The 25357-nt window shown below is 34.1% G+C and carries 23 protein-coding genes and 4 tRNA genes; 26 read left to right on the top strand and 1 reads right to left on the bottom strand.

Translation table 11 applies throughout. From position 1 onward, the window contains the following. Nucleotides 1-113: 113 nt before the first annotated feature. The 26 genes from SB773_RS15420 to SB773_RS15295 all read left to right on the top strand — a co-directional run bounded on the left by SB773_RS15420 (nt 114) and on the right by SB773_RS15295 (nt 23448). Nucleotides 114-189: transfer RNA gene (locus SB773_RS15420), tRNA-Lys, on the top strand. Between the two features lie 13 nt (nt 190-202). After that, nucleotides 203-274: transfer RNA gene (locus SB773_RS15415), tRNA-Glu, on the top strand. A gap of 22 nt (nt 275-296) precedes the next feature. Further along, nucleotides 297-372 (top strand) — tRNA-Asp (locus SB773_RS15410). A 41-nt stretch (nt 373-413) separates the two neighbouring features. Continuing rightward, nucleotides 414-486, top strand: a tRNA-Phe gene (locus tag SB773_RS15405). A gap of 282 nt (nt 487-768) precedes the next feature. Beyond that, on the top strand, nt 769-1476 hold the full coding sequence (gene walR / locus SB773_RS15400; protein WP_410590744.1) for a cell wall metabolism DNA-binding response regulator WalR: 708 nt from the start codon (nt 769-771) through the stop codon (nt 1474-1476). A gap of 3 nt (nt 1477-1479) precedes the next feature. Continuing rightward, nucleotides 1480-3315 (top strand): cell wall metabolism sensor histidine kinase WalK, encoded by a 1836-nt coding sequence (gene walK, locus SB773_RS15395; RefSeq protein WP_002166370.1) that lies wholly within the window; start codon nt 1480-1482, stop codon nt 3313-3315. Continuing rightward, entirely contained in the window at nt 3312-4649 is a 1338-nt protein-coding gene (locus tag SB773_RS15390) for a YycH family regulatory protein (RefSeq protein ID WP_410590742.1), read from the top strand. The genes walK and SB773_RS15390 overlap by 4 nt, the downstream gene beginning before the upstream one ends. Continuing rightward, the gene (locus SB773_RS15385) at nt 4630-5466 is read left to right on the top strand and encodes a two-component system regulatory protein YycI (protein WP_002166372.1); all 837 of its coding nucleotides are present in this window, start codon (nt 4630-4632) and stop codon (nt 5464-5466) included. The genes SB773_RS15390 and SB773_RS15385 overlap by 20 nt, the downstream gene beginning before the upstream one ends. Further along, complete coding sequence (locus SB773_RS15380; protein WP_002138925.1) at nt 5450-6244, top strand: MBL fold metallo-hydrolase; 795 nt, start codon at nt 5450-5452, stop codon at nt 6242-6244. The genes SB773_RS15385 and SB773_RS15380 overlap by 17 nt, the downstream gene beginning before the upstream one ends. Nucleotides 6245-6307: 63 nt before the next feature. Further along, on the top strand, nt 6308-7495 hold the full coding sequence (locus SB773_RS15375) for a S1C family serine protease (RefSeq protein WP_410590739.1): 1188 nt from the start codon (nt 6308-6310) through the stop codon (nt 7493-7495). 53 nt (nt 7496-7548) lie between these two features. Then, complete coding sequence (locus tag SB773_RS15370) at nt 7549-7734, top strand: CxxH/CxxC protein (RefSeq protein ID WP_002035001.1); 186 nt, start codon at nt 7549-7551, stop codon at nt 7732-7734. A gap of 59 nt (nt 7735-7793) precedes the next feature. Next, nucleotides 7794-8273 (top strand): 23S rRNA (pseudouridine(1915)-N(3))-methyltransferase RlmH, encoded by a 480-nt coding sequence (gene rlmH / locus SB773_RS15365; protein WP_002089928.1) that lies wholly within the window; start codon nt 7794-7796, stop codon nt 8271-8273. Between the two features lie 123 nt (nt 8274-8396). Then, nucleotides 8397-9608 carry a phospholipase D family protein gene (locus SB773_RS15360; protein ID WP_410590736.1) on the top strand — a complete coding sequence of 404 codons (1212 nt, stop codon included), beginning with the start codon at nt 8397-8399 and terminating at the stop codon, nt 9606-9608. A 21-nt stretch (nt 9609-9629) separates the two neighbouring features. After that, nucleotides 9630-11006, top strand: coding sequence for a DNA adenine methylase (locus SB773_RS15355; protein WP_410590734.1), 1377 nt, complete (start codon nt 9630-9632; stop codon nt 11004-11006). Between the two features lie 9 nt (nt 11007-11015). After that, the gene (locus SB773_RS15350) at nt 11016-12125 is read left to right on the top strand and encodes a site-specific DNA-methyltransferase (protein WP_410590732.1); all 1110 of its coding nucleotides are present in this window, start codon (nt 11016-11018) and stop codon (nt 12123-12125) included. 297 nt (nt 12126-12422) lie between these two features. After that, the gene (locus SB773_RS15345) at nt 12423-12719 is read left to right on the top strand and encodes a hypothetical protein (RefSeq protein ID WP_410590730.1); all 297 of its coding nucleotides are present in this window, start codon (nt 12423-12425) and stop codon (nt 12717-12719) included. Between the two features lie 196 nt (nt 12720-12915). Beyond that, on the top strand, nt 12916-13887 hold the full coding sequence (locus SB773_RS15340; RefSeq protein WP_410590728.1) for a helix-turn-helix transcriptional regulator: 972 nt from the start codon (nt 12916-12918) through the stop codon (nt 13885-13887). Between the two features lie 164 nt (nt 13888-14051). Continuing rightward, on the top strand, nt 14052-14813 hold the full coding sequence (locus SB773_RS15335; RefSeq protein ID WP_410590726.1) for a hypothetical protein: 762 nt from the start codon (nt 14052-14054) through the stop codon (nt 14811-14813). A 17-nt stretch (nt 14814-14830) separates the two neighbouring features. Next, nucleotides 14831-15427 (top strand): hypothetical protein, encoded by a 597-nt coding sequence (locus SB773_RS15330; protein WP_134996008.1) that lies wholly within the window; start codon nt 14831-14833, stop codon nt 15425-15427. Between the two features lie 175 nt (nt 15428-15602). Continuing rightward, nucleotides 15603-15917 carry a hypothetical protein gene (locus SB773_RS15325; RefSeq protein WP_086405497.1) on the top strand — a complete coding sequence of 105 codons (315 nt, stop codon included), beginning with the start codon at nt 15603-15605 and terminating at the stop codon, nt 15915-15917. 642 nt (nt 15918-16559) lie between these two features. Beyond that, nucleotides 16560-17249, top strand: coding sequence for a hypothetical protein (locus SB773_RS15320; RefSeq protein ID WP_410590724.1), 690 nt, complete (start codon nt 16560-16562; stop codon nt 17247-17249). Between the two features lie 222 nt (nt 17250-17471). Further along, a complete protein-coding gene (locus SB773_RS15315) occupies nt 17472-18311 on the top strand; it encodes a hypothetical protein (RefSeq protein ID WP_410590722.1) in 840 nt (279 codons plus the stop codon). Further along, nucleotides 18312-20027, top strand: a complete 1716-nt coding sequence (locus SB773_RS15310) for a DUF927 domain-containing protein (protein ID WP_410590720.1) — start codon at nt 18312-18314, stop codon at nt 20025-20027. A 136-nt stretch (nt 20028-20163) separates the two neighbouring features. Then, a complete protein-coding gene (locus tag SB773_RS15305) occupies nt 20164-21864 on the top strand; it encodes a recombinase family protein (RefSeq protein ID WP_410590718.1) in 1701 nt (566 codons plus the stop codon). A gap of 74 nt (nt 21865-21938) precedes the next feature. Next, entirely contained in the window at nt 21939-22310 is a 372-nt protein-coding gene (locus SB773_RS15300) for a hypothetical protein (protein ID WP_098357644.1), read from the top strand. Nucleotides 22311-22569: 259 nt separating this feature from the next. Beyond that, a complete protein-coding gene (locus SB773_RS15295) occupies nt 22570-23448 on the top strand; it encodes a radical SAM/SPASM domain-containing protein (RefSeq protein WP_002016446.1) in 879 nt (292 codons plus the stop codon). A gap of 36 nt (nt 23449-23484) precedes the next feature. On the opposite strand, the gene pepF is transcribed toward SB773_RS15295, so the two are convergent. Then, the gene (pepF, locus tag SB773_RS15290; RefSeq protein WP_410590715.1) at nt 23485-25302 is read right to left on the bottom strand and encodes an oligoendopeptidase F; all 1818 of its coding nucleotides are present in this window, start codon (nt 25300-25302) and stop codon (nt 23485-23487) included. Between the last annotated feature and the right edge of the window lie 55 nt (nt 25303-25357).

The following is a 25357-nucleotide window of genomic DNA, read 5'->3' as shown; positions in this document are numbered from 1 at the left end:
TTTATGAGTTTTTTCTTATTTTTTATAAAAAAATAAAAAAAGGTATTGCAAAAATGAAAGATAGCATGTTATGATATGTCTTGTCGTCACGAAAATATGACGTTGGTGAGTATGAGCCATTAGCTCAGTTGGTAGAGCATCTGACTTTTAATCAGAGGGTCGAAGGTTCGAATCCTTCATGGCTCACCATTTTATTTTTCGTGGCCCGTTGGTCAAGTGGTTAAGACACCGCCCTTTCACGGCGGTAACACGGGTTCGAATCCCGTACGGGTCATGTTTTTTTTATGTTCATTTTTGGTCCCGTGGTGTAGTGGTTAACATGCCTGCCTGTCACGCAGGAGATCGCCGGTTCGACCCCGGTCGGGACCGCCACTTTTGTTTATACCACCATTAGTGGTTTTATATATAGTTTTGGCTCGGTAGCTCAGTCGGTAGAGCAGAGGACTGAAAATCCTCGTGTCGGCGGTTCGATTCCGTCCCGAGCCACTCTCAGGATATTAAGTGGGCCCACTTAATATCCTTTTTATTTTGTCCAGTTTTACAAATGTGGGTAGTTATTTTACAATAGAATGAGGAGCCTCTAGCAGTTGAAGCTAGAGGTTTTTCTATAGATCGTATAGGATTCTGTGTAAAAGTGGATGATACATGAGTCTATGAGAATAGAGGAGAAATACTTAGACTAAGATTGTTGTCATATAGGAACATACTATAGAAACACCAATATGTTTGAGGATTATTGATCATATTTTTATAAGGAGGAAATAGACGATGATGGGAAAGAAAATTTTAGTAGTTGATGATGAAAAGCCAATTGCGGATATTTTGAAGTTCAACCTAGAAAAAGAAGGTTTTGAAATTGTAATGGCGCATGATGGTGATGAGGCGATTGAAAAAGCAAATGAAGAACAGCCAGATATGGTTTTATTAGATATTATGTTACCGGGAAAAGACGGTTTAGAGGTATGTCGTGAAATACGTAAAAGCTCAGAAATGCCAATTATTATGCTTACAGCAAAAGACTCTGAAATTGATAAAGTATTAGGGCTTGAGCTTGGGGCAGATGATTATGTAACGAAGCCATTTAGTACGAGGGAGTTACTTGCTCGTGTGAAAGCGAATTTACGTCGCCATCAGCAGGGTAGTGCTGCAGAGAAAGAAGAAAATACCGAAATGGTTATTGGACCAATCGTTATTAATTCGAACGCTTATAGTGTAACAAAGCGTGAAGAAAGCATTGAGCTTACACATCGTGAATTTGAATTACTACATTATTTAGCGAAGCATTTAGGTCAAGTTATGACTCGTGAACATTTATTACAAACAGTTTGGGGTTATGATTATTTTGGAGATGTACGTACAGTAGACGTAACAGTACGTCGTTTACGCGAAAAAATTGAAGATAATCCAAGTCATCCTACTTTAATTGTAACTAGACGTGGGGTAGGGTATTACTTGCGTGACCCAGAACAGGAATAGTATATGAAGAAAGTTGGTTTTTTTCAATCTATTCATTTAAAATTTGTGCTCATATATATGCTGTTAATATTAATAGCAATGCAAGTAATTGGTGTATATTTCGTCAGGGAATTAGAAAAAAGCCTTGTAAAAGGCTTTCAAGATTCCTTAACGCAGCAAACAAATCTACTTTCTTATAACCTGAAGCAAGAGTTTGTAAAAGAACGTCCTAAAACAGAATCAGTAGATAAAGCTATTAATGATTCGATTCAAAAATTCGCATCAGATCGTAAGAAAGATATTCAAGAAGTAAGTGTAATTGATTCTACTAAAAAATTAATGGCAATTTCAGACGGGTCTAAGCAAAATAAGGTAGGAAGAACGTCAGCAGATACAGCTGTACAACGGGTAATGGTACAAAAGAAACCAGAGTCAAAGATTGAGAAAGATGGAAATACAGGTCATCGAGTTCAAGTTATGATTACCCCTATTCTAAAAGAGCCAGGCGGAGAGGTACTTGGTGTCATTCATATCGTTGCATCTATGGAAGATGTGTATAAACAAATGAAGGACATCAACCAAATTTTCGCAACGGGGACAGTAATTGCTTTATTAGTAACAGCTGTACTTGGAATTTTATTGGCTCAAACAATTACGAGACCAATTTCAGATATGCGAAGACAAGCAATTGAAATGGCGAAAGGAAATTATTCGCGAAAAGTAAAGGTGCATAGTCACGATGAGATTGGACAATTAGCATTATCTTTTAACAATTTATCTAAAAAATTACAACAAGCTCGTTCCTCCACAGAAAGTGAAAGACGAAAATTATCATCCGTTTTATCACATATGACAGATGGAGTAATTGCTACTGATCGAAAAGGGGATATCATTTTATTAAATGATCCTGCGGAAAAGATGTTAAATGTTTCGCGTGAAACGGCGCTAGATCAATCAGTGTTAGAAGTGCTAGGAATACAAGAAGAATTTACACTGGATCATTTATATGAAGAGCCTGATTCAGTTTTATTAGATTTTAGTACGAGAAATGAACCATATATTTTACGTGCTAGTTTCTCTGTTATTCAAAAAGAAACAGGGAAGGCAAATGGTTTAATTGCTGTATTATATGATGTAACAGAGCAGGAGCGGATAGAACAAGAGCGCCGTGAGTTTGTTGCGAACGTATCTCATGAGTTAAGAACGCCGTTAACAACGATGCGCAGTTACTTAGAAGCACTTACTGATGGAGCGTGGCAAGATCCCAATATTGCACCGCAATTTTTAACAGTTACACAAGAAGAAACGGAAAGAATGATCAGGCTTGTAAATGCATTGTTACAACTATCTAAACTAGATAGTACAGAACATCGCTTAATGAAGGAATGGGTCGACTTTACTGATTTCTTTAATAACGTTATCGATCGTTTTGAAATGTCTAAAGAGCAAAATGTAAGCTTCAAACGATCTTTCTCTAAAAAATCTCGATTTATTGATATGGATACAGACAAAATTACACAAGTTTTATATAACATTATTTCCAATGCACTAAAATATTCGCCAGAAGGTGGTACAGTAACATATCGCCTACGTGACCGCGGGGAGTTATTAGAGATTAGTGTGAGTGATCAAGGAATGGGAATTCCGAAAGAAAATGTAGATAAAATATTTGAACGTTTTTATCGTGTAGATAAAGCGCGTTCGAGACAAATGGGTGGTACAGGTCTTGGGTTAGCCATTGCGAAAGAAATGATTGAGGCACATGGCGGCTCGGTTTGGGCGAAAAGTGAGGAAGGAAAAGGGACAACTATTTATTTCACATTGCCAATGGCGACAGATGAAGAGGACGATTGGGAATGAGTATGGAAAACTTTAAAACGATAGTTCTAATTAATTTGGTTGTCATTAGTCTATTTCTTACTTTTAACTTGTGGACATATGTTCCTGATTCTACTTCTATGCAAAATACAAAGTTCGTTCAAGGTAACGAAGAGATAAATACGATAAAGATTTCGGAGGTTGTTCGCCCATCCTCTGTCGTTATTCATAAAGAGAAAAATCATTATGTAAGCGAAAAGAAGGAAAATGTGGATTCGATCTATAAAATTCTTGAAAACGGAGAATTACATAATTTCGAGGAAATAACGTGGACAGTCCCTAAAGGTGATTTTCTGTCTTATGTACACGGAGAAGAAAAAATTGAATTTGTTTTTCCTACAAATATCCCGTTAGATACGATTAAAAATATGTTTAATATTAAAGATAAAAACATAGAAAGTAACAGAAGTTTTAATCGTATTATAATTGATCCTTCTAGAAGTAAGGACCAAGAAATTAAAGTTAGCTTTGTTTCCTATGATACTCCTCATAAAATATATCAAGCAACATTGAGTGGTGCTTATATAAAGGATATTATAAATGCTCAAAATCAACTTATAACAGTAGCAAGACCATATTTTGAGTATCAAATAAATGATACAAAAAAACTTTTTTTACCAGAGGGGATTACGGAATTAAGTAAGGCAGAGTATATTACAGCTAAACTAGAAGTGGATCCATTTAAAAATGCTTTATTTAGTGATCCACGTTATTTAAGTCCTATTTCTGAGAAAACAAAGGAAACATTTACAGATGGCATCCGTTCTATGGAAATTGATAAGTCGGATGCAATGTTGAAATATAAAAATTCCGCTGTACATGGTGATAAATCTATGGATAATGCGGTAATTTTACAAAAAAGTTTTGACTTTGTAAGTGGGCATAGTGGATCCTTGAAGTCCTATCGTTTTGATTATATTAATGGGAGGAAAACTTCATTCCGTTTATATGAGGATGGTTTGCCTGTATTTAATGCAAATGGAATAGCGGAATTAAAACAAGTATGGGGTTCAGGTGAAATTATGCAGTATGAAAGACCCTTTTTTGAGTTCAGTATTCCTTTGCCTAGTAAACAACAAACAACTTCTCTCGCATCAGGTCGTACAGTGATGACATCACTAGAGAATAATCCAGAAATTGATAAAAAATCAATTCAGGATGTTGGTATTGGTTATAAAATGTCATTGGAACCGTCCATCAGTGATGTGAGAATCGCTGTCTTACAGCCGATATGGTATGTAAAATGTGAAGAAGATGGTAAGCAACAAATATATGAGTGGAGTGAGGGGGGACTAAATGGATTGGGATCGAATTAAAACCATATTTATTGTGACCTTTTTTGTTTTAGACCTCTTTCTTATCTTTCAGTTCATTCAAAAGCAAGATAGTAATCAATTAGAACTTGTGACGGAAACGAAAATCGATCAACAATTAAAAGCTGAAAAAATTACTATGGGAAATTTTCCTAAAGAACCGAAAAAAGAGTCATTTATAATGGCGAAAAATAAGGGTTTCAAAGAAGAAGATGTGCAATCTTTAAAAAATCAGACAGCGCATGTGCAAGACGAATATCAAATAGAGGGTAAATTAAAAGAGCCTTTTTTAAATACAAAATCATTGTCAAAAGATAAGTATAATGAGTTTTTGAAAAATTATGTGCTGGATGGACAAAAATATGAGTTTGGAGCAATAAAGGACTCAAAAATTTACTTCTTTCAAAAGTATAAAGATAAACCAATCTTCTACAATAATCGTGCGATGATTGTTGTAGATTTAAATGAAAAAAATGAGCTTATTTCGTATACACAAACAATGTTAACGGATTTGAAGGAAATGGGCGAAAGCGAAAAGACGAAAGAACAAGAAATTATTACTGCTCAAACAGCTTTAGAAAATATATATTTGAAAAATAAAATTGCAGAAAATACGCACGTGAAAGAGGCGCAGATTGGATATGCGACTCTTGCGGAGTCTTCTTCTAATATACAAGTGCTTGCTCCAACATGGAACTTAAAGACAGAACAAAAAAAGGATTTTTTTGTGAATGCAATTGAAGGACAAGTTATGGAATTAGGGGAAACTCAAGTGCCGGAAGAACATAATGGAGTGAGAAAGAATGAGCATGCATTTTAGTGTACTTGCAAGTGGAAGTACAGGGAATATGCTATATGTAGGAACAGATGAAAAAAAACTGCTTGTCGATGCAGGTTTAAGTGGTAAAGCGACAGAGGCTTTATTTAAACAAGCTGAACTGAATATAAATGACATATCAGGTATTCTTGTAACACATGAGCATAGTGATCACATTAAAGGATTAGGTGTATTGGCGCGTAAATATGATTTACCTGTTTATGCGAACGAGAAAACATGGAATGCAATGGAACATTTAATAGGTAATATCCCAACTGATCAAAAATTCATTTTCTCAGTAGGAGACGTGAAAACATTTGGGGATATTGAAGTTGAATCATTTGGTGTTTCTCATGATGCGGCGGAACCGATGTTTTACGCTTTTCATAACAATAATAGAAAGTTAGCTCTTATTACAGATACGGGCTACGTAAGTGACCGTATGAAAGGTGTTATTAAGGGAGCAAATGCTTTCGTGTTTGAAAGCAATCATGATGTGGAAATGCTTCGTATGGGACGCTATCCATGGAGCATTAAGCGACGCATTTTAAGCGACGTTGGCCACGTTTGTAATGAGGATGCTGCATTAGCGATGGCTGATGTTATTACAGATGAGACAAAACACATTTATTTAGCACATTTAAGCTTAGATAATAACATGAAAGAATTAGCGCGTATGTCTGTATCACAAGTATTAGAAGAAAAAGGTTTTGGGGTTGGAGAATCCTTTGAAATACATGATACGGATCAAAAAATGCCTACGAAAATTCAATACGTATAATTCTTCATTTTAGTAAACAATAAAGGTGAATATAGTTGTTTTCAGGAAGATAGGTGAACAAATATGTCCTTTATTGATGAAGAAAAATATCGTATTAAACGTGCAGGGAAAAAGAAACATAAAGGTATTGTCATTTCTAGCATAGCGGGGACAATTGTAGGGGCTTCATTATTTGCATTTGGAGCTCCTTTATTTTCAAATCATGCAGGTAAGCTTCCGCAAGCTGAAGCAAGTGAAAAAAATATGGCTGAAGCTCAAAGTGGAAATGTTCCCGTTAAACAGATTAGCTTTGTAGACGCTGTTGATCGTGCTTCAGAGGCTGTTGTTGGTGTTATTAATATTCAACGAGACGATTTTTCAGAGGCTGATTCGGAAGCTGGTACAGGATCTGGTGTGATTTATAAGAAAACAGATGGAAATGCGTATATTGTAACGAATAACCACGTTGTTGCTGGGGCGAATCGTATTGAAGTGAGCTTAAGTGACGGTAAGAAAATTCCAGGTAAAGTATTAGGAACCGATGTAGTCACTGATTTAGCGGTACTAGAAATAGATGCGAAGTATGTGAAGAAAGTGATTGAAATTGGCGACTCTAATACCGTTCGTAGAGGAGAACCAGTTATTGCGATTGGAAATCCACTTGGGCTACAATTTTCCGGAACTGTCACACAAGGTATTATTTCGGCTAATGAGCGTATTGTTCCTGTAGATTTAAATCAAGATGGACATTACGATTGGCAAGTAGAAGTATTACAAACAGATGCGGCAATTAATCCAGGTAATAGTGGTGGAGCGCTTGTAAATGTAGCGGGACAATTAATAGGTATTAACTCAATGAAAATTGCAGCAAAAGAAGTAGAAGGAATTGGACTAGCTATTCCAGTTACGAGAGCTGTTCCTATTATGAATGAACTAGAAAAGTACGGTAAAGTAAAAAGACCTTATGTTGGGATTGAACTAAGATCATTAAATGAGATTCCAAATTACTATTGGTCAAAAACATTACACTTACCAGGTAACGTAACAGAAGGAGTTTGTGTTTTAGATGTGAAAAGTCCTTCGCCAGGTACGGATGCGGGTCTTAGAGAACATGATGTTATTGTGGCGGTAGATGGAAAACCGGTGCGCGATATTATTGGGTTCCGCACGGCCTTATATAATAAAAAAATTAATGATAAAATGACTCTTACGTTTTATCGTGGTACAAAACGAGCGACAACAACGGTGAAATTAGGCATTCAAAAGTATTAAAAACAGGAGGGCCTACCTCCTGTTTTCTATTGTAGAAAAGTGAGGTGAAGAATATGAATTTACCTTGTTGTTTAGAACATGTTGAATTAGCATTAGATATCATTGTGGATGAGTGTGAAGTCGCACCGGTTATTAACAATGTGGATAACTCTAAAGAAGAGAAAAAAACATGTGAATTTTGTCAAAATGAGGCGACATATGTTGTATCGAACACAGATTCTCACACAATATGTGGGTAACATTTGTGGATATGTGGATAAGTCCTGTGGATAACGTGTTTGTAAGGTGGGGAATAAATGTGAATATCTCGATTATTTCAATTGGGAAATTAAAAGAAAAGTACTTAAAACAAGGTATAGCAGAATATTTAAAACGATTATCTTCTTACGCAAAAGTAGAAGTAATTGAATTGCCAGATGAAAAGGCACCAGAAAATTTAAGTGCAGCAGAAATGTTAATTGTAAAAGAGAAAGAAGGTATTCGTATACTAGATAAAATTTCTGATGATACGCACGTCATTGCATTAGCAATAGAAGGAAAGCAAAAATCATCAGAAGAATTTGCGGTAAACTTAGATCGCCTTGCTACATATGGAAAGAGCAAGATCACATTTGTAATTGGTGGATCACTGGGGCTTAGTTCTGAAGTAATGAAGCGTTCAAACGAATCTCTTTCTTTTTCGAAGATGACATTACCACATCAATTAATGCGATTAGTATTGCTTGAGCAGGTGTATAGAGCGTTTCGGATTAATCGTGGTGAACCGTACCATAAGTAAATGAGGTTTTTTATTTATTAATCTGACTGGTAGGTACACTGGATGGTTTTAATTGACATAATTTTCTTATTCCAATAAAATTAGAACGTGAGTTCCGGAATTTATTGGAAATGAGGTCTTTTAATGTTTTATATCCAAGATGGTCGATTTAGTCAATCTTTAACAACACATGAAGCAATATTAACAGCAGCAACAAGTACACAAAATATAGGTTCTTATGGTGTGGGAGCGTTTGCTTTTGCTACTTCTGGTGGTGCTTCTTTAGTATTTGAGGATCAGGTCCTGAGTAACTTTTTATCAAATAATCGTTTTACTTTAATTGTAGGTGTGGATGATATTACTAATACAAACACACTGGATAAATTGCGAGAATTAAGAAATCTATATCAACCCAATTTAGAGGTGAAAGTTTTCTTTCATAATGATTCAGGCTCATTATTTCATCCTAAATTTGTATGGTTTAAGATTGATGGGGAAATTAAATTAATAACAGGTTCTGGTAATTTAACTGAAAAAGGTTTAAGACGTAATAGAGAAGCATTTACAATAAGCAATCTTGCAAATAATGAGTTAAGAGATTTTGAAGAATATTGGAATTTATGGTTTAGCGAAAATAATGGTAACCTACGTGACGTAGATGACGAAGAGGTACTAAGAAAAGCAGCTCAAAATGCAACAAGATTTGTTAGATCCCGTAGATTAGAGATAGAACTAGAGGTAGAAGAAGAAAATATTTCTTCTGAAACAGCAAATAATCCTCTAATTACAGAAACAGTAAATGAAGAAGTAGCTCCACCCGAATTAGTGGATGAAAATTCTTCATTTGTTCCAGAAATTTTAGAGAATGAAGATTATGAAGCTTGGACAATAGAAGATAATCCTGAAGTGCTTGTTGCTGAAATTCCCAATAGCGGAGATAGATGGAAGCAAGCTAATTTCAATCGTGCTGTATTTGAAGGATTCTTCGGAGGAGAAGCAGGAGTAAATGAAGAAAGGCGAATATTACTAAGACATGTAGGTACTACAGGAACACTAGAAGAATTAGAGGTTCGACCAACAGTATCGGTAAGGAGTCGAAACTATCGGGTTGAGTTAAATGCTGCAGGTGGTCTAGATTATCCTGCAGGCGATAATAGACCTATAGGAGTTTTCATAAAAGTAGCTACTCGTTCGTTTATTTATTTACTTGTGATGCCTGAAGATGTAAATTATAATGAAGTTCTAACCTACTTAAATAACTCTCAACTAAGGGTTGCAAATAGAATGAGACGGTATTTAACAGATGTGGAAGAACTTAGAGAAAACTGCCCAAGTTTGAGTTTTTGGTTAATTTAATAAATTGGAGAATGATAGAAAATGGTTATAAATTCAAATAAGCAGATGGCCTTTTTTAAAGAAGAAAAAAGTGCCTTTAGACCAATACACTACTTAGGTAGTAAATTGAGAGTTCTTGAAACCATTTCAAATATCATTGATGAAATAGACCCTACTTTTGGTAGGGTCTATGATGTTTTTTCAGGATCAGGTACAGTTTCTTCCTATTTAGGGAGAAAAAGGCCTGTTACATCAGTTGATATTCAAGAATATTCAAGGATTTTAACTAGTGCTGTGCTGCAGCCTTTTTATGAGCACGAGTTAATAGAAATTAAAAATAAGTTATTGGAATATAAAGTAACAAATTTACAGGAATGTGTAGAACCTTTAGTCAAGTATGAAGAGTGGGCTCTTGCTAAGGCGAGTGGAAATGAGATTTTTGAGATTTGTGAATTGGTGGAGTATGGGGCTATATTACCCTTTTTAAATAATGAAAGAGAAGAAGTATCTGAAGGCTTAATAGAAGCATTACAGGCTACTGTTAATAACCTTAATGCTATGAATTTAATGGGTTCTCCGAATTCTATCACGAGCCGATATTTTGGGGGGGCGTATTTTTCATTCAAACAAGCAAGTGAGTTAGATAATTTATTAACTATGGCTAACTCATTTGAAGGAAGATTACAAGATATCGTGATTGCGGCTACTTTAAGTACTGCCAGTGAAATTGTTAATACAGTCGGTAAACAATTTGCACAACCTTTAAAGGCCGTTGATTCGAAGGGGAATCCCAAGAAGTCATTAGTTTCAAAAATTAATAAAGATAGAGGGATAGATGTATATAAAAAATTTGAAGAAGAAATTAATAAGTATTTTTTATTAGAAAAGGGAGACTTTAATCATATATCACTATGTAGTAATTTTGCAGAAGCACTAGACAATTTAACTGAAGATACAAAAGTAGTATATGCAGATCCTCCTTACACTCGATATCATTATAGTAGATATTATCATGTTTTGGAAACAATGAGTTTAAGGGATAATCCTGAAATTACCATGGTAAAATCAAATGGGAAATTAAGAATGAGTCGAGGTTTATATAGAAAAGAACGGCATCAATCTCCATTTTCCATTAAGACACTCGCTAGAGAAGCTTTTGATACTTTAATTAGTAAGGTGAGCGAGAAAAATGCCAGTTTAATTCTTTCATACTCGCCTTATGATTCTGAAAAAGAAAGTACCCCCCGAGTTCAAACAGTGAGCGAACTACTGGAAATGGCTAATCAATATTTTAATAAAGTTGAATTAGTTTCTATTGAAGGGTTTGTCCATTCAAAATTAAATGCAGTAGATAAAAATTTTGAAATACCCACTAATGCAGAAATCCTGATAATTTGTAAAGAACCAAACGGAGGTTAATTTATAAAAATGAAATATCATAAAGCGTTAAGTTACGGAATGGGAAATTATAGAAATAAGATTTTTAAAGGAGATAATTTAGATGTTTTAAACCACCTTATCCATTCATATAGAGGAATGGTGGACTGTATATATATTGATCCACCATATAACAATAATGAAGATTATATTCATTATAGTGACTCGGATGGTTTTGATGTATGGTTAGAAAAACTTTGTAATATACTTCCACTGCTATTTGACTTATTAAGTGAAAAGGGAAGTCTGTGGATATCAATAGATGACGGAGAATTACATTATCTTAAAGTTGCTGCAGATAAAATTTTAGGCAGGAAAAACTTTGTTCATACGATTATATGGGAACATAGAACTTCTCGTGAAAATCGCAAAGCATTTTCTAACAATCATGAATATATCCTTGTATACGCTAAAAATCCAAATGAATTCAAGAAAAATAGAAATTTATTAGAACCTGACGAAGAATTTTTAAAAAGGTTTAAAAATCCTGATAATGATCCTAGAGGCGATTGGCAATCAGTCTCTGCTCATGTTCAATCTGGACACGCAGTAGCATCCCAATTTTATACTATTATGGCACCTAATGGTAAGGGTCATAATCCACCATCAGGAAGATGTTGGATTTATAATGAGTCACGAATGTTAGAAGAGATTGAAAAGAATAATATTTGGTTTGGAAAAGATGGTAACGGCGTTCCACGTGTAAAGAAGTTTCTTAGTGAAAGTAAAAAAGGACTAACACCTGAAACATTATGGAGAGCTGAAGAAGTAGGAACAACTAATCAATCTAAGAAACATTTAAAGGCATTATTTAAAGATAAGACTGTATTTGATACTCCTAAGCCAGAGGCGCTTATTAAAAGGATTATTGAGATTAGTACTAATGAACAGGATCTAGTATTAGATGCTTATTTAGGATCGGGAACTACAGCGGTGGTGGCTCAACAATTGAATCGGAAATATATAGGAATAGAGGTTGGAGAGCATATTTTAGATATTGTGATTCCAAGGTTAAATAAAAGTATAGACGATTTACTTTCAAATGATAGGGGAATAAATAACCTAGGTTACGAACTTTGGGTAAAAGACGACCATGAATAAGATTATAAATATATATTATTTCTATGAGTTAAATAAATAAAAGCCTTGGTCTCATATGAGACCAAGGCTTTTATTTTTATGGAGGAATATTAGGAAGTCGTTAAAAAGATTGAATGATTAGATATTTTATAGTTGGTGATGAAAAATACATCATTAAAAGAAAAAGATTTTCTCAAAGCACAATATTTTAAGCGTAATAAAAGAATTCTAAATTATATATTATAGTCATGAAAGATAATTGTTAGTTCTAACCCTAATTCAAGATTAGGGGTTTTTATATTTAAGAGGAGGATAATAATGGATTTAGAATTAGAAGAGTTTTGTAATGCAATGAAGTCCAGATTTAGTGTAGTAGCTAGAGAAGACGAAGTGTGTTGGGAGAATATAGAGCATTATCGAGATGAATTAGATATGGAATTATTTCCAACAGTTATTTATGAAAGCCTACCAGATCCATGTTTGTTTCAAGTAATAATCTTCACGGATGAAGACTTGAATGAGTGGATGTCAATTGTTCCTATTCATCCATCTACAAAAGAACGACTATATATAATTTGGTTGAAAAATTCAAAAGTCGTTGATTGGGAAAAATAAATATGTATATTGTAGGTGAAAAGGATATGTAAAAACAGAAGACTGAAAAGTTAGTTTAATTGGCTCCTGATTAAAAAATCAGGAGCTTAATTTATTTAGAAAAGAAAATTTAGAGGAAACAGGTAAGTGGACATATATTGTCTATCTGTTTTCAATATAATTTTTAAACAAGTGAGTAAGAAAAGGAATGGGGGATATGGCAAGTATATTCAATGAGAAGACATTTCGAATACTTTCATTATATGAGCGAATACATAAGGGAGAGGTAATCAATAAAAATAATGAAGCAATAAGGTTTAATGTAGATCGTAGGACTATTCAAAGGGATATTGCTGAAATAAAGCATTATTTAGAGCAACCAAACCTTTCTATGTCCCTTCAATATAGTCGAAGAGAGAATGGCTATATATTGTATAAACAAAGTCCATATTGGTTTTCTTATGGTGAATTGTTAGGGATTTGTAAGGTATTAGTTAGTAGTCGAGCATTTTCAAAAAAACAAACGGTAGCTATATTAGATAAATTGATGAAGATGATAGATGAAGAAAAAGGAAATTTGATACGGGAACAGTTGAAAAATGAGCTTTTTCACTACCATTCGTTGGAACTTAAAGATGTTCAATTAGAGTTGATTTCGAAAATCAGTTGGGCAGTATATAAGAAACAAGAGATAGTTATAAAATATAAATCACACTTAGGGGATAAAAAGAGCATAATCCATTTATATCCTATAGGAATCGTCTTTTTTAGTCAGTATTTCTATTTATTTTCAATATCTAAAGGAAATGTAATGGAGTACACAACGATTCATCGTTTAGATAAGATAATTTCTTTAAAGATAAAGGACAATCTAAATGTTTCCTTCGGTCATAACCGAATTGAAGTTGGGGAATTAATGAAAGGTTTCCCAACCGAACCATTGGGAGAATACATAAATGTACGTCTGCGTTTTTTAAATGTTAACTTTCATAAGATAATGAAAGAGTTCCCAAATGCTCAAGTGATGAGTAAAGGTAAAGTAGATACAATTATAGAAGTAAAGGGATTTTCAAATGGAATCAAACAGTGGGTGCTAAAATCATTGCCTATGGTAGAAATTTTAGAGCCTAAAATTTTGAGGGAAGAAGTAATAATTATTTTGAAAAAAAGCTTTAAAATATATAGTTAAATTCATATAATTTTATATTTTGTATAAATTTAATTGTAATAAATAGATAATATGTATAAATTGGTATTCAGAAATGATAGAATGTAAATGTTTGTAAAATGGTATTTAGTTCAAGGGATGAAGGGTATAGATACAGATGATTGGAATTCATTGGAGGGGAAAAAATGAAAAAAATTGTGGGTAGCATTTTGATAAGCTCTGTTTTATTAGTGACAGGATGTAGTGGTCATGATGTAGATGAAGCGGTAAATAAAGCTGATAAGCAGGTAAAAGAAGAGGTTGCGATAGCAGCTACAAAAGACCATGAATATGTACAAAAAATCAAATCCGCTAAGCTTCCTAATTATGATTCAATGGCTATAGAAGAAGCATTTCATAAATTTTTTAAAAATCCTAAATGGAAGTATGTTACGTCAAAGGATAACGAAGAGATAGTTGAGTTTACAGGTAATTGTTTATATCGTGAGCAGGAAGTGAAGGCTAAAGTTCAATTTGTAATAAATAAAGATGATAATACATTCAAATTAAAAGCGCTGGCGTTAAATGACATACCACAGAACGAACTTGAACTAGAGGGAATGTTACATTCTATATATGGTACGGCTAATGATAACTTAGAGCAGCAACAAGAACCTCAAAATAATAACAATAATCAACAAGAAAATGAAAAACCAGAAGGATCAGTAAAAGCAGATTCATACTTTGAGGAAGATAGGAATGCCGAGGAGGTCGACCCGCCAAAACCGGAAGGATCAGTAAAGGCAGACTCGTATTTTGAGGAAGATAGGAATGCTGAGGAGGTCGATCCGCCAAAACCAGAAGGATCAGTAAAGGCAGACTCGTATTTTGAAGAAGATAGGAATATCGAGGAGGTCAATCCGTCGAAACCAGAAGGATCGGTAAAAGCAGATTCATACTTTGAATAGGATGAGGTAACGATAGAATGATAATAGTCATCATAACTGCAGTCATAATAGGATATCTTTTTATTTCAAGTCGAGATAGAAAAAGTGCTAAGAATGTGGTCAGTGAAGATATTACTAGTAGGGGAGGAGAGATAACAGATCGTATAGATTGGCAAAAAGGTTATTATCAATTTATTTTTGATAAAAAGAAAAAGGGTTTTTGGTATGTAACAGGGCAAGAGAAGAGATTTTATGATTATCATGAGATTCTTGGATGTGAAATGCAAATAGATGGTCGAACCACTGTCTCCACTTCAAGAGGTACAAGTATAGGTGGTGCAATTGTAGGTGGAATAATAGGCGGTGGCATAGGAGCAATAATAGGCGGAGTAAGTGGTGAAAGAAAATCTATAGAAGAAAAAAAGGTTTTTTCAGCAAAACTGATTGTTACCGTAAATGACATGGAACGTCCATATATTGAAATTGTAATAGCAAGCTATTTACTGCCACGGGAACTATATTATGGGGATGAAAAAAATGCTTTGAAATGGATGAAGCTGTTGGAAGTAGCAATGAAACAACCTAATGATGGGAATACTCAAATATTAACAAGTCAATATCCAACTAAAGATTAATGATTTATTTTTTGAAAAAGGTTATTTATATAAAGATAAAATAGACAAAGTTTTAATTCCGTTAAGTGTTCTTGTAGCACCAAATAAAACGGTTGAGGCTTTGTCTATTATTTTTATCAATGGAAAGGACAATGAGATATGTATATTGCAATATTTGATGAGAAAACACAGGAGTATGACAAGATCATTAAATGATTTATCAACTATGAGCTACAAGGATGGAGGATATGAGCATATGGATGCTAAATTTCATAGAGTAATTATTGATAACGAGACGTACTATCGTAAATATAAGGGCTATAACAACGAATACGAAGAATTGATGGATGAAGAAACATTTGTAGAAATGCTTATGGATGAGGTTGTTACAGAAGAAATTGAAATTAACGAAACTGATGTCAGAATGGCAATTGATAGTGTAGAAAGTTTTTATGATCAACAATTGCTTTTACACTATATCTCATATTTGAAAGAACAAGCTGGGTTATAAGGAGGTGAAATGAATGTGGCAGAAAGTAGTTGTACCAGTTGTAATTGCAGTGGCAACTGAGGTTGCGAAAGAAATAATCAAAAATAATAACATCAAATATTAAATTAAAGAGGGTGACAAGATTGAAAGTATATCCATGTTTACATTGTTATCAAAGATGTACTAAATGCACAATTAAAAATATTATCGATATTATTAAAAAATAAGGGCTATAAATGCAAAGTAAAGCATTTATAGCTTTTTTGTTAGGGGGGAAGGTTCCGATATGAAAATAGAAATAGGAGATCATTGGCGCCTATCCTAACAAAAGCGTTTAATCAATTAATTTGTAAAATATAGGGGGAGTCATCTGAAGATATGGGTAATGGATTAAATAAACTTTATAATAATGCTTTTCCATAGGATTATTAGTAATAATAACTTGCTCATTTAGGGAGACTTCCCTAAATGAGCATTTACTTAAAAGAATTTGTTTTTTAGAACAGGGGATGGTTTAGTGAACATACAGATTAAATCCAAAAGTAATGAATTAGCAGATATAATGTTTAATTTACAATTTAGTAAATGAAATCGATATATTTTTTTGTATAACTCTTGAAAAATAGGGGGAAAGGGGGGATATTAAAAATTAGAGGTGATTAAATGGAATATTTAAATATAACGGATATTGTGAAACTCAAACTTAAATTGGCGAAACTAGAATATGATACAGACCGATTAAATAATACACATTCTACTTTTATTCGAAATTGTAATAATAAATTAGCAAGCATTGATCTTCAAATAAAGGATTTCAAAACAGAAGAGGGTGAATATAAATTTACCGTTGAGGCAGCAAAAAAATTAATACAATTAGAAGAATTAAGTGTAAAGAAAAGTTTAAGTAAAATGAAAAAAGAAGAATATGATGCTGTTGATTTAACATTAATAGAAGAATATTTTGCGGTTTTGGAATGCTTAATAAAACTTCACTTTAATGATACAAGGAAAGAAATTTATTTATGGAAAATTAAAGCATTAAAAACAGAAGTAAAGATAAACAAAGAAAGAAAAAATATTATTAATCATTTATATTTGGGAGATAGTGAACAGAAGCATTTTTCGATGTTAGGAGAGAACTTGGCAAAAACAATTGTAGATATTTATTCAATTAATAAATACCCTTATTTAACAGAGGTGGATAGAGACAGCCTTTTGCATGAGTTATATGAAAATTTAAACGGATTTATGTCAGATCATTCTAGGACTATTGAAATAGCTAATGACATTAGGAACTCAGAAGACGAGCAAATTAAGGAAATGCCAATTGAGCAAATTATTTTAGAGTATTGAACATAATCTAACCTTTGAAATGAATAAAGATTTTTATAACAGTCCCTTGTATTTCAGCTTATGTAGACATGTCTCTACTGTTAAAATACAAGGTTTTTTTGTATTCAATGATTTGGTCACAATTCAATCATTGAAAATGAACAAAGATTGTTATGACAGTCCGCTGTATTCTAATTCATGTAGACAATATTCTACAGGATAAATACAGGAGGGGTGTTTAAGATGAAACAAATAAAGAAATATAATCAAAGAAAACTTACAAAAAAATGGGTTGCGAACGATGAGGAAATTCTTTTTGAAGAAGAGAATGGTCTGGGCTTAGAAGATGAAGACCTCGAAGAAGAGAATGACCTTGGGCCAGAAGATGAAGACCTCGAAGAAGAGAACGACCTTGGGCCAGAAGATGAAGACCTCGAAGAAGAGAACGACCTTGGGCCAGAAGATGAAGACCTCGAAGAAGAGGATGACCTAGGGCTAGAAGATGAGGAACTCGAAGAAGAGGATGACCTTGGGCTAGAGGATGAAGAACTCGAAGAAGAAGATGACCTTGGGCTAGAGGATGAAGAACTCGAAGAAGAAGATGCCTATGAGTCAAAGTCAACAAAACAGGTACTTAAAAATGTTGGTCTTACTGTTAGCTCTACAGCCCAAAAGGAATTAGATGAACAGTTAGAAGAATTTTTATCTACAAAAGTAACGTCATTCCCTGATATTGGTAATAAGGGGTCATCTTTTTTAAGCATCGTTAAAGCTGATACGGGTACCAGCATCAGACTTACAAAGGATGCCACTGCAAAATTAAATAATCCAACTCGACTTTCTGTTGGCTTCACAGGAAAAAATTTAGTGCTATGTAATGCAGATGAACTAAATGTTTCCAGTTATAAGGGGAGCTTTAAAAATGGCCGTACAATTGTTTATAATACGGGTCTTGTAGAAGCTATAATTAAACAATTTAATTTGGATTTCTCTAATAAAACTAGTATTTCATTTAGCGAGGGCTACTATAAACAACAAGGTCGAGTAATTCTATATGTCAAATTAGGCCAGAAGGTGGACTAGATGACATTAAACATCGTAACTAAAAACTACCAATGTGATTCGACAGGTGTATACAAGTGGTTTGAAGATAAAAAGGCATGGGTTTGGATAGGTAGAGCAATCTACTTATCCAAATCATACCGAAAAATTGATACAGGTGAGATTTTGTGGGAATTAACATTTTACTGTAATGATGGCTGGCAAAGTGACGTTATAAGTCGAAAAGATGTAACGGAACAAAAATTCAATGTACTTATGGCTAAAGGTGCTGATGTAGCAACTTGGAAAACAAAAGTCATTATTTCTTACTTAATTGAACAAGAATACGAATTATCCATTGATAAAATGCATGAGCAAGTTGGTTGGATGTTAGATGGGAAAAATCATTATTTTAGTCAAAATCAATTAATATCTTCACAAAATCAACCATCCAAGTATGTAGGAGAATATAACGTTTTTCCAAAAGGGACACTTGATGAATGGTTGTTAACGATTAAAAAGTATGTTGTTGGGAATCCATCATTAGAATTAGCGTTAAGCATGGGATTTTCAGCAGTACTGGTTGGGTATATTAATAAATTTTTGAATATTCATTCGGATTCGTTGATTTTTCACATTTGCGGTAATAGCACAACAGGTAAAACAACGGCGGCGATGGTAGCAGTTTCTGGATTTGGTGATCCTAAAGAAGGTCCTAGATCCCTTATCCAAAGCTTCAATGGTACAAATAATGCCTTAACTAAAGTAATTGCGAATAATAATGGTATGCCTATCGTTTGTGATGAAACCTCATTAACAACAATGGGTGCAAAAAAGCTTGTAAATGTCCTTTACACATGGGCAAAAAATTTAGAAAAGGCACGTTTAAATAAAGATAGCGTCCAGAGAGAGAGAGCATCATGGGCAACTACAATTATTACAACTGGAGAAGGTTCTTTAATTGATCAAATCAATCAGAATGAAGGAATTCGTGCGAGAGTGTTTGAATTCCAAAACATTCAGTGGACAAATGATGCAGCTCAAGCCAAAGCTATTAATCATGGCTTATCTAATAACTATGGACAGGCATCAGAAATATTTGTGAAAAAACTTTTAGGTTATACAAAAACATTTATTCAAAAATCATGGGAATATGAAACAGAGCAAATGTCATTAATTTTACCTAGTTCTAAGTTTAATGATCGAATTGGTAAAAAGTTTGCATTGATTATTATGGCTGCTAAATTAATTAACGAAGTATTTGAAATTAACTTAGACATTGAAGCAATTCGTGAGCTATTAGTTCTTCAAGAAAAAGAATCTCTAGAAGAACGTTTAATTGGTCCAAAGGCTCATGAGATGATGCGAGAGTGGTTATTAAAAAATCAAAAGCACTTCTATATTAATAAAGAGGGAAATCCCGAAAACCAAACAATTTGGGGACGAATTGATATTGATAAGAAAAATAAGAAAACACAAGCCTACATTTTGTCCAGTGATTTTAAAAGGATGCTAGTTGAAAATGGTTTTAGTGATGTAAAGGTTGTATTAAGGGAACTCGATGCAATGGGTGTGCTTATTAAAGAAAAAGATTCAAAACAAAATAAGTATCATACCCGTAGAGTAATCAAAGGTGAAGAAAACACTAAAAATGGTGTGCAAGTATATGGTATTGAATTTGATGGTTGGTTTATTTATCAAACATCAACACCCTTTGAAGTTTCTAAAATATCACGGAAAGGTATAAAGAATCCGTGAGTGAACACTAGATAATTAATATTTACTAAGGACAGTTAGCAGAAATTGTGAGGTATGAATATGACATTCATTGAAATATTAGCAGAGATGTGTGAGTGCTACATTACTAAGGAACTTACAGAAGGAGTAGGAGAAGATGATAAACCAACAGACACTAGAAACAACGAAAAATGATGTAGTTCAAAATGCAATGATTTCCTCAACCGTCCAAATTAAAAAAGTAGCAATTTATGCTCGTGTATCAACAACAGAACAAGCAGAAGAAGGTTATTCAATAGATGAACAAGAGCGATTGTTGTCTGATTGGTGCACGAATAATGGATACATCATTCATCAAGTGTATGCTGATCGTGGAATTAGTGGTAAGTCGATTGAGAAGAGACCAGCATTAAAGCAAATGTTGAATGATGCAAGAAACCAGCTTTTTGATATTGTGTTGGTTTGGAAAACTAATCGATTAGCCAGAAATATTTTAGACTTACTAAAAATCGTTGAAGTGTTCAATCAAAATTACATTAGTTTCCGATCATTTACAGAAAATCATGAAACGGAAACGTCATCAGGTAAACTTCAATTTCATATGATGGCGGCTATTGCAGAATTTGAACGTAACACAATTTCTGAAAATGTAAAAATGGGTATGTTAGCAAGGGCAAGAGAAGGTAAGTGGAATGGTGGACAAGTTCTAGGTTACAATTTAGAAGAAACAGCAGACCATGGTAATAAGCGAAAACATACAAAATTAGTTATTAATGAAAAAGAGGCACAAACAGTCCGGCAAATTTTCGAACTATATATAAGTGGAAATGGTTACAAAGCAATTGCTAACCGTATTAACAAAGAAGGGCATCGTGGTAAAAAAGGTAAGCCCTTCTCAATTAATACCATTAAGACTATTTTAGAAAACCCAGTATATATTGGAGTAATTCGATACAATGTTAGACGTAACTGGACTGATAAACGTAGAGGTGATATTAACCCTAATCCCGTTTTTCAAAAAGGTGAACACGATGCTATCATTTCGCAGGTGACTTGGGAGAAGGCGCAACAAATCCTAAAGCAAAGATCACACAAACCAAATCGTGTCCATGGGGGGGCGTTCCCCTTTACAGGTGTACTACGATGCCCAAAATGTGGAGCTGGGATGGTTGTGAGTCGCACGGTCAATAAGCTGAAGGACGGAACAAGGAAAACTATTGAGTATTATGCTTGTGGTGCATGGAAGAACAAAGGGATATCAGTTTGCAATTCTAATACCATTCGTGTAGATAAGGCAGAGGCATACATTTTTGAGCGACTACAGCAACTTGCTACAAATGAGCAACTGATTCAAGACATTGTTGAGACTGTAAATGGTAAAAGGTCTAATAACGATGAACCGATAAAGCGCGAATTTGCAACACTAGCCAAAGAACTCGAACAGCTTCAACGCAAGAAAGAAAGAGCCATGGAGATGTTTGAAGATGATCTCATTACAAAAGTAGAGTTGCAGCAACGCTTGAATAAAACCAATGAATTAATCGACCAAGTAGAACTTCGCTTACAACCAATTAAACTACAAATGCAATCGTTAAAGACACATACAATTGATGAAACATTGATTAAAGAAGTTATGGGCAATTTTCATAAAGCATTTAAACAGTCAATTACGCAAGAACAGCAAAAGCATTTGGTAACATTGCTAATAAAGGAAATAACAATTAATGAAGAACGAGAGATTGATAGTATCCAAATTCAATTTAATAATGCGGTACTGAACTACTTTACTGAAAAAGGTGCGGATAAGTCATTAGGTGATGACTTATCTGCGCCTTTTTTAATTACATTTACTATATAATAAGTAAAGGTGCTTTAAAATAAGGGTGGATTAATTGTAATATGATGGAATGATGCATTTTAGGAGGAATGAAGATGAAAAAGAAAGAATTTAAAGCGAATTTTAAGGATCTTTTTTCCGAGGAAGTTGAAGATTATACAAATTCGGAGAAAATTTCTTTAATCAAATCATATTTAGTAGAGATTGAAAAAGAACAAAAGTATGATGAAATTAATAAAGGTAAACCATGGTCTGATGAAGAATTACGAGTAATTTTCTCATTTGCACCTAATAAGGAAAATATCATAAAATTAGCAAAAGCATTTAAACGTGGTTCTGGAAGTATTGAGCAAATTTATCGTTGGGCCGCTACACCTTATAAGAAACTAGAAGAAAAAGGTAAACAAGATAATGAATTCATTTTACAACTAAAAAGGATTTCTAAGGAATGTGGTTGGATAGTATAGTGAAATATAATTAATAAGACGATATATTTTAATCATAAACCGCACTTAGACATACTACGGTGAACCGTATCATAAATAAATTTTTCATTTGTATATAAAGAGTAAAAAAGACCATTGGACAAAAATCACCGATGGTCTTTTAAACATTAATAGATGGTATGTAGATTTCCTAAAATAAGTATGTTTCTATTTCTAAAAAAATATGCTGTAATATGAAGAGGGAAAAAGTATAAGTAGTCATAGAAGTGAGGAATTAAAGGTGAAGAAGTTTAAGAAGTTTTACTTGGAGATTACGAGTGTATGTAATCTTGCGTGCAGCTTTTGTCCGCCGACGGAAAGGCAGAAGCAATTCATTTCTGTAGAGGATTTTGCTAAAAGATTAGACCAAATTAAACCTCACACAGACTACATTTATTTGCACGTGAAGGGTGAGCCGTTGCTCCATCCGAAAATAGATCAACTATTAGATTTAAGCCATGAAAAAGGGTTTAAAGTTAATATTACAACGAACGGAACGTTAATTAATAAGAGAAGGCATAGACTGTTAAATAAGCCTGCGTTAAGACAAATGAATTTTTCACTGCACAGTTTTGATGGACACCCAGGTTCGCAAGATAAAGAGGGCTATGTAAGGAGTATACTTTCTTTCATTAGAGAGGCAACAAGTCAATCGGACTTAATCGTTTCACTAAGATTATGGAATTTAACTCAGGATAATAAAACAAATGCTGAAATCCAAAAAAATAGGGATTTATTATCTATAATTGAAAATGAGTTTGATCTATCTTATCAAATTGAAGAGAAGCTTACACCGGGAAAAGGTATAAAAATTGCGGAACGTGTCTTTATTAATCAAGACTATGAATTCCAGTGGCCGGCATTGCATGAAGAAGAGGATGATGGAAAAGGGTTCTGTCATGGTCTTCGAAATCAGGCTGGAATCTTAGCGAACGGAACGGTTATTCCTTGTTGTCTAGATGGTGAGGGAATTATTAATCTTGGAAATATTAATAATGATTCATTCTCTAATATTATTGAAGGTGAAAGAGCGAACAATATTGTGGATGGATTTTCAAAAAGGGTTGCAGTAGAAGAACTATGCAGAAAGTGCGGATACCGCAAAAGATTTGGAAAGTAAATATAGAATAAGCCCTCATAAAGCGAGGGCTTATTTTTATTCTTGATAAGAACGTCCTAATTCATCAATTAAGGAACCGACGTAAGAAACGGCTTTACGGATTGCATCTGGTTTTGACATGTCTACTCCAGCGTGTTTCATTAATTCAAGTGGTTTCATTGTACCGCCTGCACGGAGTACATCAAGCCAGCGATCAACAGCAGGTTGACCCTCTTCTTTAATCATTTGAGCTACAGCGGTAGAAGCAGTTAGTCCCGCAGAATATGTGTAAGAATATAAGCCCATATAATAGTGAGGTTGACGCATCCATGTTAAACCGGCGCCTTCATCAATTTCTACGGAATCTCCCCAGAATGTCGAAAGGACCTTCGTTTTTATTTCAGTTAAAGTTGTAGCTGTGAGTGCTTGCCCTTCTTCTGCTAGAGCGTATACTCTTCTTTGATATTCTCCCTCAAGTAGATGGGTAACGAAGTTGTGGTAATATGTGCCGAGTAGTTGCAGAATAACCCATCTGCGCATTCTCTTATCTTCAGTAGTCGCAAGTAAATGCTGGGCTAATAGTAATTCATTCATCGTTGATGGAGCTTCAACGAAGTACATAGATGGACGCACATTCATAATACGCTGATTTTTATTAGCTAAATAAAAATGACCAGCATGTCCAAATTCATGAGCTAATGTGAAACACCCGCGCATCGTACCCTGCCATGTAATTAAAATATAAGGGTGAGAACCGTATGGGCTAGAGCAGAAGGCACCTGTTGATTTTCCTACGTTATCTGCAAGGTCTACCCATCTTTCTTTGAAGCCCTTTTCGATAATGGAACTATATTCATTTCCTAATACTTTTAAAGAATCTTGAATGAGTTTGCCAGCTTCTTCGTAAGTGATTGTTGGATTAAATTCAGGATCTAACGGTGCATGTAAGTCACAGAAAAGCATTTGATCAAGCCCTAATACATTCTTTTTTAAATCTGCAAAACGGCGCATATGAGGCGCTAATTCGTTATAAATAATATCTAGTTGGTTGTTATACATTTCAAGTGGAACTTTTTGAGGTTCTAAAAGCATATGGGTAACGGACTCGTACTTGCGCAAACGAGAAAGCGCCACTTGTTTTTTTACTTCAGTAGCATATGTTGTTGCAACTGTATTTTTATATCGTTTCAATGTGGAAACAAATGATGAATATGCTTTTTTACGTATATATGCGCTTGGAGAAAACTCATATTTGCTTTCGAATAATGCAAACGATACAGGCAAATCATTTCCCTGTTCATCTTGTATAGAAGGGAAATCCATATCGGCTAATTTAGTCATGCCGTAAATTTTGTAGGGTGAACTATGAACTTCGCCGAGTGCAGCAAGAGCTTCTTCTGTTTCAGGAGAGAGAGTGTGCTGCCTCTTTTTGAGTATCTCTAGTAATGATTTACGGAAAGGTTCAAGTTTTATTTCCTCAGTTAAATATTTTTCAATTGTTCCCTCCTCAAATGAGAGAATTTCGTTATGAATAAAGGATAGTGCGGTATGTACATTCGTTCCTAGAGCGGAAATTTTGGAAGAGTTCGCTTGAATAACTGAATCTGTACGATCAGCGGATTCTTTTAAATTTGCATATGCGCCGAGTTTTGTTAGCTTCATTAAAAGCTCTTCTTCTAAAAGTAGGCAATTTAATAAGGTAGCGGGGCTAGTGTGTAATTGTCCTTTAAATGCATCAAGTTTTTTTATATCGTCTGTTAATACATGTAATGCAGTTTCCCACTCTTTATCAGATTCGTATAAATCAGAAAGGTCCCATGTCAATTCAGTAGAGACTTCCGCGCGAATAAGGCGTTTCTCAATTACATTTTTCATTTGTTATATCCCCCTTATTATAAGTATCTAAAAACATGATACTAGAAAATTCAGT

The sequence above is a fragment of the Bacillus sp. SIMBA_074 genome (assembly GCF_046534555.1).
GTDB classification, from domain to species: Bacteria; Bacillota; Bacilli; order Bacillales; family Bacillaceae_G; genus Bacillus_A; species Bacillus_A mycoides.
The sequence above is the reverse complement of the archived record's forward strand: the minus strand, read 5'-3'. Positions and strand labels throughout refer to the sequence as shown.

Excerpts from the sequence above, each read along its gene's own strand:
- walR (WP_410590744.1), top strand. The coding sequence starts at position 769 with ATGATGGGAAAGAAAATTTTAGTAGTTGATGATGAAAAGCCAATTGCG.
- walK (WP_002166370.1), top strand. The coding sequence starts at position 1,480 with ATGAAGAAAGTTGGTTTTTTTCAATCTATTCATTTAAAATTTGTGCTC.
- SB773_RS15390 (WP_410590742.1), top strand. The coding sequence starts at position 3,312 with ATGAGTATGGAAAACTTTAAAACGATAGTTCTAATTAATTTGGTTGTC.
- SB773_RS15385 (WP_002166372.1), top strand. The coding sequence starts at position 4,630 with ATGGATTGGGATCGAATTAAAACCATATTTATTGTGACCTTTTTTGTT.
- SB773_RS15380 (WP_002138925.1), top strand. The coding sequence starts at position 5,450 with ATGAGCATGCATTTTAGTGTACTTGCAAGTGGAAGTACAGGGAATATG.
- SB773_RS15375 (WP_410590739.1), top strand. The coding sequence starts at position 6,308 with ATGTCCTTTATTGATGAAGAAAAATATCGTATTAAACGTGCAGGGAAA.
- SB773_RS15370 (WP_002035001.1), top strand. The coding sequence starts at position 7,549 with ATGAATTTACCTTGTTGTTTAGAACATGTTGAATTAGCATTAGATATC.
- SB773_RS15360 (WP_410590736.1), top strand. The coding sequence starts at position 8,397 with ATGTTTTATATCCAAGATGGTCGATTTAGTCAATCTTTAACAACACAT.
- SB773_RS15355 (WP_410590734.1), top strand. The coding sequence starts at position 9,630 with ATGGTTATAAATTCAAATAAGCAGATGGCCTTTTTTAAAGAAGAAAAA.
- SB773_RS15350 (WP_410590732.1), top strand. The coding sequence starts at position 11,016 with ATGAAATATCATAAAGCGTTAAGTTACGGAATGGGAAATTATAGAAAT.
- SB773_RS15345 (WP_410590730.1), top strand. The coding sequence starts at position 12,423 with ATGGATTTAGAATTAGAAGAGTTTTGTAATGCAATGAAGTCCAGATTT.
- SB773_RS15340 (WP_410590728.1), top strand. The coding sequence starts at position 12,916 with ATGGCAAGTATATTCAATGAGAAGACATTTCGAATACTTTCATTATAT.
- SB773_RS15335 (WP_410590726.1), top strand. The coding sequence starts at position 14,052 with ATGAAAAAAATTGTGGGTAGCATTTTGATAAGCTCTGTTTTATTAGTG.
- SB773_RS15330 (WP_134996008.1), top strand. The coding sequence starts at position 14,831 with ATGATAATAGTCATCATAACTGCAGTCATAATAGGATATCTTTTTATT.
- SB773_RS15325 (WP_086405497.1), top strand. The coding sequence starts at position 15,603 with ATGACAAGATCATTAAATGATTTATCAACTATGAGCTACAAGGATGGA.
- SB773_RS15320 (WP_410590724.1), top strand. The coding sequence starts at position 16,560 with ATGGAATATTTAAATATAACGGATATTGTGAAACTCAAACTTAAATTG.
- SB773_RS15315 (WP_410590722.1), top strand. The coding sequence starts at position 17,472 with ATGAAACAAATAAAGAAATATAATCAAAGAAAACTTACAAAAAAATGG.
- SB773_RS15310 (WP_410590720.1), top strand. The coding sequence starts at position 18,312 with ATGACATTAAACATCGTAACTAAAAACTACCAATGTGATTCGACAGGT.
- SB773_RS15305 (WP_410590718.1), top strand. The coding sequence starts at position 20,164 with ATGATAAACCAACAGACACTAGAAACAACGAAAAATGATGTAGTTCAA.
- SB773_RS15300 (WP_098357644.1), top strand. The coding sequence starts at position 21,939 with ATGAAAAAGAAAGAATTTAAAGCGAATTTTAAGGATCTTTTTTCCGAG.
- pepF (WP_410590715.1), bottom strand. The coding sequence starts at position 25,302 with ATGAAAAATGTAATTGAGAAACGCCTTATTCGCGCGGAAGTCTCTACT.